General features: G+C 65.5%; 13 protein-coding genes. 5 read left to right on the forward strand and 8 right to left on the reverse strand.

Translation table 11 applies throughout. The annotated features are described in order from the left end of the window. Nucleotides 1-99 precede the first annotated feature (99 nt). Genes LBW94_RS25490 through LBW94_RS25505 form a run of 4 tightly spaced genes read right to left on the reverse strand, consistent with a single transcriptional unit; the run spans nt 100 to nt 3,865 of the window. Nucleotides 100-291 (reverse strand): ferredoxin, encoded by a 192-nt coding sequence (locus tag LBW94_RS25490; protein ID WP_225060529.1) that lies wholly within the window; start codon nt 289-291, stop codon nt 100-102. After that, entirely contained in the window at nt 288-1,478 is a 1,191-nt protein-coding gene (locus tag LBW94_RS25495; RefSeq protein ID WP_225060528.1) for a cytochrome P450, read from the reverse strand. The genes LBW94_RS25490 and LBW94_RS25495 overlap by 4 nt, the downstream gene beginning before the upstream one ends. A gap of 16 nt (nt 1,479-1,494) precedes the next feature. Then, a complete protein-coding gene (locus LBW94_RS25500; RefSeq protein ID WP_255634864.1) occupies nt 1,495-2,379 on the reverse strand; it encodes an SDR family NAD(P)-dependent oxidoreductase in 885 nt (294 codons plus the stop codon). A 19-nt stretch (nt 2,380-2,398) separates the two neighbouring features. Beyond that, entirely contained in the window at nt 2,399-3,865 is a 1,467-nt protein-coding gene (locus tag LBW94_RS25505; RefSeq protein WP_225060526.1) for an aldehyde dehydrogenase family protein, read from the reverse strand. 218 nt (nt 3,866-4,083) lie between these two features. Between LBW94_RS25505 and LBW94_RS25510 the strand changes: the two genes are divergently transcribed. The 4 genes from LBW94_RS25510 to LBW94_RS25525 all read left to right on the forward strand — a co-directional run bounded on the left by LBW94_RS25510 (nt 4,084) and on the right by LBW94_RS25525 (nt 8,575). Then, on the forward strand, nt 4,084-4,716 hold the full coding sequence (locus LBW94_RS25510) for a TetR/AcrR family transcriptional regulator (RefSeq protein WP_225060525.1): 633 nt from the start codon (nt 4,084-4,086) through the stop codon (nt 4,714-4,716). Nucleotides 4,717-5,025: 309 nt separating this feature from the next. After that, nucleotides 5,026-5,664 carry a TetR/AcrR family transcriptional regulator gene (locus tag LBW94_RS25515; protein ID WP_225060524.1) on the forward strand — a complete coding sequence of 213 codons (639 nt, stop codon included), beginning with the start codon at nt 5,026-5,028 and terminating at the stop codon, nt 5,662-5,664. Nucleotides 5,665-5,713: 49 nt separating this feature from the next. Then, on the forward strand, nt 5,714-7,249 hold the full coding sequence (locus LBW94_RS25520) for an AMP-binding protein (protein WP_225060523.1): 1,536 nt from the start codon (nt 5,714-5,716) through the stop codon (nt 7,247-7,249). A gap of 66 nt (nt 7,250-7,315) precedes the next feature. Beyond that, nucleotides 7,316-8,575 (forward strand): acetyl-CoA C-acetyltransferase, encoded by a 1,260-nt coding sequence (locus tag LBW94_RS25525; protein ID WP_225060522.1) that lies wholly within the window; start codon nt 7,316-7,318, stop codon nt 8,573-8,575. Nucleotides 8,576-8,913: 338 nt separating this feature from the next. Here the strand turns inward: LBW94_RS25525 and LBW94_RS25530 are convergent, their stop codons facing one another. Beyond that, complete coding sequence (locus LBW94_RS25530) at nt 8,914-9,372, reverse strand: MaoC family dehydratase (RefSeq protein ID WP_225060521.1); 459 nt, start codon at nt 9,370-9,372, stop codon at nt 8,914-8,916. Between the two features lie 26 nt (nt 9,373-9,398). Next, nucleotides 9,399-10,607: an amidohydrolase family protein gene (locus LBW94_RS25535; RefSeq protein ID WP_225060520.1), complete on the reverse strand. Its 1,209-nt coding sequence runs from the start codon at nt 10,605-10,607 to the stop codon at nt 9,399-9,401. A gap of 146 nt (nt 10,608-10,753) precedes the next feature. On the opposite strand from LBW94_RS25535, the gene LBW94_RS25540 reads away from it, so the two are divergent. Further along, nucleotides 10,754-11,521 carry an SDR family NAD(P)-dependent oxidoreductase gene (locus LBW94_RS25540; protein ID WP_225060519.1) on the forward strand — a complete coding sequence of 256 codons (768 nt, stop codon included), beginning with the start codon at nt 10,754-10,756 and terminating at the stop codon, nt 11,519-11,521. A 65-nt stretch (nt 11,522-11,586) separates the two neighbouring features. On the opposite strand, the gene LBW94_RS25545 is transcribed toward LBW94_RS25540, so the two are convergent. Together LBW94_RS25545 and LBW94_RS25550 are read right to left on the reverse strand one after the other, a co-directional pair. Then, nucleotides 11,587-12,360: an SDR family oxidoreductase gene (locus LBW94_RS25545; protein ID WP_225060518.1), complete on the reverse strand. Its 774-nt coding sequence runs from the start codon at nt 12,358-12,360 to the stop codon at nt 11,587-11,589. Between the two features lie 50 nt (nt 12,361-12,410). After that, nucleotides 12,411-13,160 (reverse strand): crotonase/enoyl-CoA hydratase family protein, encoded by a 750-nt coding sequence (locus tag LBW94_RS25550; RefSeq protein WP_416276948.1) that lies wholly within the window; start codon nt 13,158-13,160, stop codon nt 12,411-12,413. Nucleotides 13,161-13,291 lie beyond the last annotated feature (131 nt).

Here is a 13,291-nt window from a genome sequence, read left to right on the forward strand (position 1 = left end):
GTTGTCATATTTGTGTGATGCGGACACATCACAGGCACGGAGATTTCCTGGGCGAACCGGCGCCGGGTCGTCGACCTCGGGACGAGCGGTCGATTCGGACTATTCCTCGATGGCCAACGCGCGCTCGGGGCACGCGTTCACACCGGCATGTGCTCGGCCGAGGTCGGCCGAATCCAATTCGTTGTCATCGACGGCCGAGTAGCCGGCATCGTCGATCGGAAAGAGCGCGGGGTCCACCGTGTGGCACAGTGCATGCCCCGCGCATTGACCGTGCTCCAAGCGTAGCCTCATCGGACCGTCACCGGAAGGTTGGTGACCGCCCGCACTGCGACGTTGTCGTAGGTCAGCGCATCGACGTCGACTTCGTACAGCGGCACACGCCGGAGTACCTCTTCCAATGCGATACGCAGTTCCAGGCGAGCCAGATGTGAACCGAGACAACGATGTACGCCGCTGGCGAAAGTCATGTGCGCGGTTCGCTGCCGGTGGAAGTCGACACGCAGCGGATCCTCGTGGTAGGTCGGGTCCACATTGGCCGCTGCCCAGAAGGCATTGATCTGTGCGCCGGCCGGAACGATCAGCCCGTCACCCAGATCGATATCGCGCTCGGCGAAACGCATACCCGACGGCACCGGCGCCTCGTACCGGAGCAACTCCTCGATGGCAGGAGTCAGCAGATCGGGTGAATCGATCAACTGTTCGCGGTGGCCGGGATTTCGGCCGAGCCACCCGGTCAGGCAGGACAGCGAGGCGGTCACGGTGTCCAGCCCTGCGAACATCAGCAGGAAAAGGATGTTGATCAGGTCTGCTTCGCCGAGAGGCTCATGGTCGACCTCCGACCGCATCAGCTCGGCGATGACATCGTCGTCGCTGTCGAGGCGAGTACGTTTCTCGGTGAGGAAGACGCTGAAGTATTCCAACAGCTTTCCGCCCGCCACCGCCATATTGAGATCGATCTCCTCGGTTGTCTCTCCTTTCGGGTGGATCACTCCTTCCTTGAACTCCAGGAAGAAGTCGAGGTCGGTCAAGGGGGCTCCGACCAGACCGAGAAAGGTCTGGCACGGCAGCGGCGTACAGAATTCGCGATACCACTCGGCGCCTCCCGCGGCGCGGGCGTTCTCGATGAGCTCACCGGCAAGGCGCCGGACGCTCTCCTCGAGATGCTGTACTCGTTTGGGAGCGAACAGCGGATCGAGCAACCGCCGCCATTTCCGGTGTTCCGCGCCGTCGATTTCCAGCGGAATCAAACGCCCGTCGTGACCGAAACTTCCGCCGCGGCCACCGTTTCCGAGCACGTCCTGATGCTTGTTGATCGCGAGAATGTCCTCGTGGCGGTAGAGGTGCAGCGCACCATCGATGTATTCGGAGCGGACGTCGCCCGCCTTCGCGGCATAGATGTGCTGCGGTTCGGCCAAGTCCTTGACCTGCTGGGACAGGCCGGCTACGCGCGGATCGAATCTGGTTGTGGAGGATTCCATGCGACTTCTCTGCCTGTCAGCGGTCGATCTGCTCGCGCAGATCGTCCGGGATCGAGCCCGACGTGATGTCCGTGCTCTCCCCGAGATCGGTCGGGAAGATGATCGAGGTGCGGGCGAACTGGCCGCCGTCGGCGGACTGGATCGTCTGGCCCGACATGTAAGCCGACTCGTCGGAGGCCAGGAACAGCGCAAGGTTGGCGTTGTCGCGCAGCACCGGGGGGCGATCCAGCCGCAGCGGCATCGCGCGTTTGTCGGGGTCCCAGGGCTGCATCTGCTCGTAGGACTTGCCCAGTACCTCGGCCTCCGGCGGCAACGCGAAGTTCACCGACATTCCGTGCGTGGGACACAACGCATTGGCCCGGATCCCGAATGTGCCGAATTCCAGGGCGGCGGCACGGACCAGCCCGTTCACCGCAGCCTTGGAAGCGGTGTACATGGGGAAACCCGGGTAGGCCGTGAAGGACGCCGCTGACGACGTTGCCAGTAGCGCGCCACCGGCGCCGTTCGCGATCATCCACCGCGCCGCGGCTTTCCAGGCCAGATAGATGCCGGTCGAGTTGACCGCGAAGATGTTGTTCCAGTCGTCCAACGACGACTCGGCCAGTGGCTGCATGCCGAATCCCGGTTCCGGGATGCCGGCATTGGCCCACATCACGTCGATGCGCCCGTAGGTCTCGACCGCCACCTCGACCACCCGGTCCATATCCGCTTCGACGCGGACATCCGCATCCACGGCGACCGCGGCGCCACCCTGCGCTTCGATCGCATCGACCACCTGCTGCGACCGGCCCGGCACGATATCGCTGACGACCACCCGCGCGCCCTCGGTGGCGAAAAGCAACGCGCCCTCGCGACCGAGACCGGAGCCGGCCCCGGTGATGGCAACGACCTTGTCCTGCATCCGCACAGCTGTTCCTCCGTTACTTCGCCGGGCTGGCGATCGACTTGATGCGCAGGTACTCCCGGAATCCGGCGACACCGTGCTCGACGCCGTCGCCGCTGATTCCGTAGCCACCGAACGGCGCATCCGGCGACAGGTAGAAGGAGTTGTTGATGTTGACGGTTCCGGCGCGCAGTTTGTGCGCCACCGCCCAGGCGCGGTCTTCATCCGCCGACTGCACATAGGCCGACAATCCGTAGCGGGAGTTGTTGGCGACACGGACGGCTTCGTCGTCGTCGCCGCTGTAGCGAATCACCGACAGGACGGGCCCGAACACCTCGGTCTGAGCGACTTCGGCGTTCTCGTCGACATCGGCCAGCACTGTGGGTTCGTACCAGAAGCCGCGATCGAACCGGTCGCCGCGCTTGCCGCCGGCCAGGACACGCGCCCCGGCCGAGCGCGCACGATCGACCAGGCCTTCGATCCGTTGGAGCTGTTCCTCCCGGATGATCGGACCGACCATGGTCGCCGGATCCTTCGGATCACCCCAGGGCAGGTGAGTGATCATCGCCTCGAGCCGCGCCAGCACCTCGTCATAGATATCGGCATGAACCACCATCCGGGTCGCCAGTGCGCAGCCCTGGCCGCTGTTCGACATGCACATCACCACGCCGAGTCCGCAAGCCATGTCCAGATTCGCGTCCGGCAGAACGACATTCGCCGACTTGCCACCCAACTCGAGCACGCTGTGACGGATTCCGTTGGCGGCCCGCTCGGCGATCCGCTGCCCGACACCCGGGGAACCGGTGAAGTGGTACAGGTCGATCCGCTGATCCGCGGTCATGGCGTCGCCGACGATGGCCTTGTCGGCGGAGCTGATCGCGTGGTAAGCGCCGTTCGGGATATCGGTGGACTCGCTGACGACCTGCGCGAGGAGCGCCGCCGTCAACGGGGTGTCGGGCGCGCTCTTCAGGACGACGGCATTACCGGTGGCCAACCCGTGGTGGACCTTCCAGATCGCGGTCATGAACGGGGCATTCCACGGCGTGATGGCCCCGACCACGCCATACGGCTCGTAGCGGATTCGGCGCAGGCTCCGGTTGCCGAGGATCTCGTAGGCCGGCAGGTCTTCTTCCCATGGGAACGACGTGACGAGGTCGTTGAAGAAGTCCATCCCGTCGATCATCACGTCGACATGCGTCGGCATGTTGGACGCGCACACCCCCGCTTCGGCGATGAGCAGAGCCTTGATCTCGTCGGATCGCTCGATCAGCCCCTGCTTCAACTGCTTCAGGCACTTCTGGCGGAACTCGTGATCGGTACCCCAGTCGGAACTGTCCACGAACCGGCGCGCAGCTGCGATCGCGTCGGCGACATCCTCGACCCCGGCATCGGCGGCCTCGGCCACGACGGACTCATCGGCCGGGTTGATCACCTCGTAACCTCGCCCCGATCGCGCTTCCCGGAATTCACCGTCGATGAACAACCGGCCTTCGAAGGTCGACATACCCGCATCTCCTCGTCGTGATGGCGTGGTCAGTGAAAAAGATTCAGCACCAGCTGGTTTCGTCTCAGCGACGCCGGATCGCAGACGTACCACCCGGTCGGCCGAGGCGACTCACAAGCGAGGCACGTGACGTGAATCTCTTAAATTATCTAACTGTAAGCGGCGTCACGCGTCAAGGGAGTGTCACTCCCTAATCGCCGCCGTGCGACGATGGATCGATGACGACCACCACCGCCCGGAAACGGCGGGCGTCGGCCGAAGTCAAGCGACTGATCGCGCACGCCGCGTCCGCGGAGTTCGCGGAGAAGGGGTTCGAGCGCACGACCATTCGCTCAGTGGCCCGCCGCGCGGGAGTCACCGAGTCGATGGTGTTCCGCCACTTCGAATCCAAGGCCGAGCTGTTCCGGTCGACCGCGGCCGCCCCGCTGGTCGAATTCATGAACGAGTTCGCGGGCGCGATGGGTGACGACCCGAGACAGGACCCTTACGACGTCACCCTTCGCTTTGCCGATGGCTTGTACGCGTTGTGCTCGACCAACCGGCACATCCTGATGTCGCTGGCCGCCGGCGCGAGCGACCGTCCCGCAACCGCGGCGGCTTCGCCGCTCGCGCCATGCCTGCAGGCGTTGATCGACGGCGTGCACGAGTACATGGAGAACAGCGGGACCGCGGCCGCCAGCGACATGCGGTCCACCGTCCGGCTGGCCGTGGCGCTGGTACTCGGCACGGCGCTGGCCGGTGAAGCGTTGTTCCCCCCGGATACCGCGGAATGCGAAATACCCTCGGCCCTGGCACGATTCATTCTCCACGGTGCCGACTACCGCCCGGCGTCCACGGCGGACGACGTGTGAACCACCGTCCGCCGCGCACGGCTGAAGCACTACCGGATCCGGGGTCCGGGTAGCGCACCGGCGCCGGTCCGATCGCGGCACACGTGTGAATCGTCCTTCGTGACGGTCGGGACCCATGTCGTGACTTCCTTCGAAGGTAACGGATACCACCAAGAGATTTGGGTCACACCGTAGGACGCACGACCAGCTCGAGCCTAGGGAACGTTGTTCCAGCCCGCGCTGGCCCACCCTTCTGTTATGTAGTAGAATTATCTATCGGATTAACCAGGAGGATCGCCGTACTGCGATCAGCTGATCAGAGGTGCAGAGTTGCAGCCATCCGCCACCACATGCGATGATGGGATATTTTCAATAGCCAGCTACCACCCGTCAGCGCGTGACTCGGAGACACGGCGGATTCTGACCGCGGCGTGGCGGGTGCTCGAGCGCTCCCGATTCCGGTCGCTGAAGGTGCGCCAGGTCCTGGCCGCGTCCAGCACTTCGGCGAGCAACTTCTACCGTCGTTTCCCCAGCAAGGCACACCTACTTCTCGCGTTGCTGGAGGACGAGGTGCAGCTGGTCGACCGTCAACTGCGCGACCGTATCGACCCCGACGCACCGGTTGCCGACCAGCTGGGCGCATGGCTGCGGTACAACATCGGCATCCTCTACGACCACAGCAGGGCCCAGCGGACCCGGCTGTTTCTGGATCGGGACCTGATCGACGTTCTGCCTGAGCCGGTCGCCGTGTTGTTCGGCATCGGTGACAAGCAACTGTCGGAGATCGTCCGGTGCGGTATGCAGCGACGAGAGCTCGAGCCGGGCGACCCCGAGGTCGAAGCCGTACTCGTCGGACACCTGATGCGAGGCCTGCTGACCAGCGGACGCAACGGCGGACTGCCGCCGGACGAACACGAACTCGTCACCCAGGTCCACCGCTTCGTGCTGCGCGCGCTGGGCCACCGCTGAGACCACCGAACCGATCCACTTCGCAAACGATCGCAAACGAGGAGATCCCGTGACCCACACCACGTTGGGTGATATTTCCAGAGAACACCGGCGGAGCTATCCCCTGGCCACCGCCATCGTGGACGACCGATACCGCCTGACCTGGCCGGAGTTCGACGATCGGATCAACCGGGCCGCGCACGCGCTGCAGGCCGCCGGCGTCGGCGAGGGCGACCGGGTGCTCTGGCTCGGCCAGACTTCGTTCCGGGTGTTCGAACTGCTCGGAGCGTGTGCCAAGCTCGGGGCGATGGTGTGTCCCGCGAACTGGCGGCAGTCCGGCGAGGAATTCGCCTTCGTCATCGATGATTTCGATCCGAAGGTCGTCGTCTGGCAGGAGGAGGAGATCGGGGACGCGGTGCGTGCGGCGCGCAAACTGACCCAGCGCGACCCGGTGTGGTGGCAGCACGACACGGAGGGAGAGGGCAGCTACGAATATGCCCTAGCGGCACAGACCACAGAAGACCCGTGGGGCTCTGTCGACATCGACCTTCCCGTCCTGGTGATCTACACCGCCGCGATCGGTGGCCGCCCCAACGGCTCCCTGCTGACGCAGCGCAACCTGTTGGCCATGGCGACCGAGGCGTCCTATCTGACCCGAACCAGCCAGGAATCGGTCTTCCTCAACTCCGGGCCGTTGTTCCACATCGGCAACTTCCAATGGGACGCGATGGCGGTCTATGTGCAGGGCGGCACCAATGTGTTCGTTCGCCGGGTGGAAGCCGAAGCAGTCCTGGACATCATCACCGCAGAAGGCGTCACCTCGGCATTCCTGATGCCGCCGACCATCATTCAGATGACGCAGATCTACGACGCGGACAAGCACGATGTGTCCGCACTGCGCGGCGGCCCGTTCACTCCCGTGTGGAACGGTTTGCTGCCTCCCGACACGACGCCGTGGGGTGCCACGCCCGGAGGCTTCGGCCAGACCGAGGTCAGTGGTTTGGCGGTCGTGAACGGACATGGCGGCCGCGGTCAGGGGAATTCCGGACGGCCGTCTCCGCTGGCCCGGGTCCGGATCGTCGACGTCGAGGGCAACGAGCAGCCGATCGGTGTGCCGGGCGAGATCGTGGTGGCCGGCGACGTCGTACACGCCGGTTATTGGAACCGGCCGGACATCAACCGGCAGCGGATGCGCGACGGTTGGTGGCACACCACCGATCTGGGCCGGCGCGAGAACGACGGCAGCATCCACTTCATCGGCACCATGACCCGGATGATCAAGTCCGCCGCCGAGAACATCTACCCGGTAGAGGTGGAGAACTGCCTGGAGCAGCATCCCGCCGTGCGGGAGGCGGCGTTGATCGGTGTGCCGGATCCGCAGTTCACCCAGTCGGTGAAAGCGGTGGTGGCGCTGGTGGAGGGTGCCGAGGTGACGGCCGAGGAGCTGATCGAGCACTGCCGCGTGCGGATCGCCTCCTACAAGAAGCCGCGCACAGTCGAATTCGTGAACGAGATTCCCAAGCGCGACGGTGCCAAGGACTACGAGGCGCTCGACGAGATGTTCGGTGGCGGCGGCTACCCGGGCGGGGACAACGTCCGCGCCTGACGAGAACACGGCGCCGGCCCCGTCGGGGCCGGCGCCTTTTTCATGCATGAACGAAAGGAGCTTCCCATGGTGGAAGCAGTGATCGTCGCGGCCGCGCGCACCCCGATCGGCCGGGCGTACAAGGGCCGGACCAAGGACATGCGACCGGACGATCTCGCAGTTCAGGCCGTGCGCGCAGCGCTGGATCAGGTGCCTGGACTCGATCCGGCCGATATTCAGGATCTGTTGCTCGGTTGCGGCGCGCCCGGGGGGGAACAGGGCTTCAACATGGGCCGGGTGGCCGCGGTGCTGATGGGGCTCGATACCGTACCCGGCACCACGGTCACGCGATATTGCGCCTCCAGTGTTCAGACCACACGCATGGCGTTCCACGCCGTCAAGGCCGGCGAGGGCGAGGTCTTCGTTTCCGCCGGCGTGGAAGCGATCAGCCGCGGCACACGCGGACATGCCGATACGCCCCCGGTGGCCGACGGCGCCGATCCCCGCGACCGCGCTGCCAACCCGTGGACCAATCCACGCTTCCGCGCCGCGCAGACCTCGACCGCGCAGCGCGCGACCGGAAACGCACCGGATTGGCGCGATCCGCGGGCGGACCACAAGCTGCCGGACGTCTACATCGCCATGGGACAGACCGCGGAGAACGTGGCCCAGGCCCGCAAGGTCTCGCGCCAGGAACAGGACGAGTTCGCCGCTCGCTCACAGCAGTTGTATGCCAAGGCCGCCCAGGAGGGATTCTGGGCCCGCGAGATATCACCGATCGTCCTGCCCGACGGCAGCGTGATGGATTCGGACGAGAGCCCTCGGCCGGGTACCACGATCGACGCGCTCGCGGGACTGCGGCCCGTGTTCCGCCCCGACGGTACGGTGACCGCGGGTAACGCATGTCCGCTCAACGACGGCGCCGCCGCGCTCGTGATCATGTCCGATCAGGCCGCCCGCGACCGCGGCCTCACTGCGCTGGCGCGGATCGTCGCCACCGGCGTCTCGGCACTGTCCCCCGAGATCATGGGGCTCGGACCGATCGAAGCCACTCGCGACGCGCTGGCTCACGCCGGCCTGACCATCGACGACATTGATCTGTTCGAGATCAACGAGGCGTTCGCCGCGCAGGTGATCCCGTCATATCGGGAGCTGGGAATCCCACTGGACAAGCTCAATGTCAACGGCGGTGCCATCGCGCTGGGTCATCCGTTCGGCATGACCGGCGCTCGCATCACGACGACTCTGATCAATTCGCTGCGTACCCATGACAAGCAGTTCGGCCTGGAGACGATGTGTGTCGGCGGCGGCCAGGGCATGGCCCTGATCATCGAACGGCTCAGCTGACGACGACACGGTGGCCGGTCGGAGCGCAACCGCGGGGGCGGAACCTCCGGCCCTATCCACCGACTGCGGGCGGACCCGCCGGCAGCGCCGGAGCCGCCCACAGTCGTATCTCCTGGCCGTCCGAACCGAGAACGACGAGCCGCTCAGCGACTTCGAAATCTCGAACACCTTGATGAACCTTCTTCTCGCGGGGACGGGGAGAGCACCCGGATCGGGCCGTTCAACTTCTGGGGCCGCCGCACACTTCCCGTGGCCTGGTGACACCCCAGGGAACGCGGAAACAGCATGGCCGCAGGTCCGGTTTCCACCGGACCTGCGGCCATATCGGAGGTATCAGGTCAGAAGACGACCCGGCTGACGGCTTCGGCGATCATGGCCGGCTTGACGCCACCCTCGATCTCGACGGTGTGCCGGACGACAAGCTGCAGCGCCCCGCCGGCCACCTCGGTCGCATCCACCAACTCGGCGGTCGAGCGCACTCGCGCGCCCACCGGTACCGCGCTCGGGAAGCGCACCTTGTTGGACCCGTAATTCAGGCCCATCTTGGCGTTTTCGACCCGGTAGATCTGATTCCCCAACACCGGCAACAGGGACAATGTCAGGTAGCCGTGCGCGATCGGGCCCTGGTAGGGACTTTCTCGGCGCGCTCGGTCCACGTCGATGTGAATCCACTGCTTGTCGCCGGTCGCCTCGGCGAACAGATCGACCATTTTCTGGGTGACGAGGACCCACTCACTGGTGCCGAGGGTCTGCCCCACCGCCGCGAGCACCTGCTCCTTGCCCGAAAAGACCTGCATTTCTCCTCTTTCGCTGTCCGGGGAGTCTAGGTACCCAGGAACAGATTCATCCCGTTGTCCCGCAGGAAGTGCTTGCGCTTCTCGTCGCCGAGTCCTTCGGCGCGCACGAAGAAGTCGGCGGGCTCGCGCAGACCTTCCGCATGCGGCCAGTCCGAGCCCACCACCAGTGCGTCGACCCCGCCGAGCTTGTCGGCGAGGGCGACGACGTCGTCCTCCGGGTACGGCACCACCCGGACGTGCTCCTTGAAAATCGTGCTCGGACGCTCGCTGAGCTGACCACCCAGCCACCGGCCGTTGCGGGCCATACCGCGGCTCTTGTCCATGTGCCGGATGAAGTGCGGCGCCCATTCCGCGCCGAACTCGCTGACCAGCACCTTGATGTTCGGAAAACGCCCGAAAAGGTTGTCGAAGATGAGGGCCGACAGCGTGTCCGTGATCGGCCGCTCGCCGTAGGTGTTCTGCCATTGCCACGCCGAGAACTGGAAGGGCGGCACCAGGTTCCAGCCCCAGTGCGACGCCACGTTCGCCTGGTAGTGGAACTCGGCGATGTGATAGCAGACAACGGCTTTGGCTTCGTTGATCCGCGCCCAGAAGGGATCGAAGTACGGATCACCCGGGGACCGGCCGTACGCGGGACCGGCCGGCAGCAGGATGAAGCGCGCGCCCTGGGCGAGCACCCGGTCCAGCTCGGCGCAGGAACGATCCAGATCGCGCATCGACAGCATCGCGGGCGCGTAGATGGTGTCCTTGTAGTTGAAACCCCAATCCTCGTCGATCCACCGGTTGAAGGATTCGAGGTTGTCGTACAGCGGATCGAGTCCGTCCAGATACGCCTCGGCCAGCAGGCCCCAGCCACCCGGATACATGATCGACTTTTCGATCTGCTGCTCGCCGAGCTGGATCAGCCGCTTGTCCTTGTCGAGGTACTCGGCCTGGATCGGTTCGTAGAACCGCTCGGCGTCGGTCGCGTCGCCCGACGCGCGCTGCTTGAGCATCTCGACCAGTGATCCGGGCAGATACGCCTGGTCCAGGTCGGCCTCGAGCGCGGTCACGATGCGGTCGTTGGCCAGTAGCACCTTGCGGTCGTAGCCATCGGCGACGATCGGCCGCACGGCGGTGTGCAATTTGCCCTTGGGCATGAATCGGGTGAAGGCGTCGGGCGCCTCGTAAGAATGCTGGTCGAAGTCCGTCATGAGGTACGGCAGCGTGCCGACGGTGTTCTCGATCAGAGCCATGTCGAAGTCTCCTTCTCACGCCGGCGGCACGACTGCCGCGAGGATTGCGCGAAGTCATCTACAGATGCATACATACTAGCAATATGAGAGGATCTATCGCAATGATGGGCACTATCGCCAACTGAGGCGAGGCAGAGGAGGCCGAGTTGTCGAAGGAATTGGACGGACGGATCGCGCTGGTGACAGCCGCTGCCGGCGTGGGCATCGGCCGTGCGATCGCGCGGCGTCTCGCTGAGGACGGTGCCGTCGTCGTTCTCACCGATATCAACGAGAAGCGACTCACCCAGGCGGCCACCGAGATCGCCGACGCCACCGGCGCCCGGGTGATCCCCCGGATCCTCGACGCGGGCGATCGCGAGCAGATCATCGACGTCACCGACTGGGTCCTCGAGCATGTCGGGCCGTTGTCGATCTTGGTGAACAACGCCGCGGTGAACATTCTCGGGTCGATATTCGACTACGACCCGGCCGACTGGGATCGTGTCCTGGCCGTCAACCTGAGTGGGCCCTGGATGCTCAGCCGGCAGGCGATGCGGCAGATGCGCGACGCCGGTGCCGGCGGAGTGATTCTGAACGTCTCGACCTATGCCCCCGACGTCGGCGGCCTGGGTATCGAAGCGCCGTATGCGATGTCCAAGGGTGGCCTGAACGTCCTGACTCGTAGTTGCGCACACGAGGGCGGCCCGCACGGAATCCGGGTGAACACGCTGTCCATGGGCATGGTGACCGGCACCCGATTCACCGACGCCTTGCATGCCGACATGCGCAACGAGGAGGTCGCCAAGGCGCCACTCGGCCGGCTTGCGCATGTCACCGACATCGTCGAGGCTGCCGCATTCCTCCTCTCCGATCGGTCGGCGGCGACCACGGGAGAGATCCTGAACGTGGCCGCGGGCAGCCACATGAGGTACTGATCCCGCATGACACGGCTGCCGTACTCCGAACGATTCCGCGGTACGGCAGCCGTGCGGACGACTGCTCAGCGGGGCGCGAAGCGCTGGGCGCCGTCCAGCCGGACGACCTCGCCGTTGATGTAGCCATTGGTCAGCAGATGCTCGACGAGTGCCGCGAACTCCTCCGGATCGCCGAGTCGCTTCGGGAACGGGACGTTGCCGGTGAACTTGGCCAGCGCCTCGTCACCCACCGACTCCATCATGGCGGTGCGCATGGTTCCCGGCGCGACGGTGTTCACGCGGATGCCGACCGAACTCAGGTCACGGGCCGCGGCCAGGGTGAGGCCGACGACGCCTGCCTTGGCGGCGGCGTAGGCGCTCTGCCCGATCTGACCTTCATAGGCCGCGATGGAGGCGGTCGCGACCACCGCTCCCCGTTCGCCGCCGGCGGTCGGCACATTGGCCGCCATGCGCGCCGCGGCGAGCCGGAGGATGTTGTAAGTGCCGACCAGATAGAGGTCGAGGGTCTTGGTGAAGCCCTGCAGCGACGCAGGGTTACCGTCGCGGTCGACCACACGCTCGGCGACACCCCAGCCACCGTGTGCGATGACAACGTGACGCAGGGTGCCGAGTTCCGCCGCGGCGTCCAAGGTCGCGTGCACCGACTCCTCCGATGTCACATCGGTGCGCCGATACACCGCACCGCCACCGAGGCTTCCGACCAGCGCCTCGGCCCGTTCATCGGCGAGATCCGCGACGACGACCTTCGTGCCCATCTTGTGCAGTCGGCGGACGACGGCTTCACCGAGCCCTCCCGCGCCACCGGTCACCAGTGCCACATCGCTCGCTGAGGTGGTCATTCCGTTCTCCATTCACTGTTCCTGCTTCGAGGTCTTACTGAGGGACCGGCTCATGCGCCGGTCCATACCGGTTCCCGCTTCTGCGCGAAGGCTTCGGCACCCTCCCGGGCGTCCTCTGACTCGAAGACCGGCGCGAGCAGCGTCCGCTGCCGGCCGAAGGCTTCGGCATCGCTCCAGTCGCCGGACTCGCAGATGACCTGCTTGGTGGCCGCGACCGCGAGCGGACCGTTGCGGCAGATGCGCGCAGCGAGCTCGAGTGCGCTGTCGAGCGCGAGCCCCGGCTCGGTCAGGCAGTTGACCAGACCGAATTGGTAGCCGCGCTCGGCCGAGAAGGTGTCCCCGGTCAGCGCCAGCTCCATCGCGATCTGGTACGGGATGCGCCGCGGCAACCGAAGCAGGCCACCACCGCCGGCGACCAGCCCACGCTTGACTTCGGGCAACCCGAACGCCGCTGTACGAGACGCGACGATGAGATCGGTGGCGAGCGCCAGTTCCGCACCACCGGCGAGGGCGAAACCCTCCACCGCCGAGATCACCGGCTTGCGCGGCGGCGCCTCGGTGAAGCCGAGTCCACGGCCTTCGACCGCGATGACCTCGCCTCTCAGGAACGCCTTGAGATCCATTCCGGCACAGAAGTTCTCACCGGCGCCGGTCAGAACTGCCACCGACAGGTCAGGACTGCTGTCCAACAGTTCCATCGCAGCAGCCAGCCCCCGGCTGACCGCCGCATCGACTGCGTTGCGCGCAGCGGGCCGATTGATCGTGACGACGAGTACGCGGTCACGCTGCTCGACGAGCACAGCGGAGGTTGGGGATTGATCCGTCACGATGAGGCCTTCCGGGAACAGTGGAACGATCTAGGTCGGTCTGTATAGTACAAATATATACCTATTTGACAACGGGCCCCCGAGTCGGGACCCGGGGTGCGGAG

The organism is Nocardia sp. alder85J, from assembly GCF_020176955.2.
Lineage (GTDB): Bacteria > Actinomycetota > Actinomycetes > Mycobacteriales > Mycobacteriaceae > Nocardia.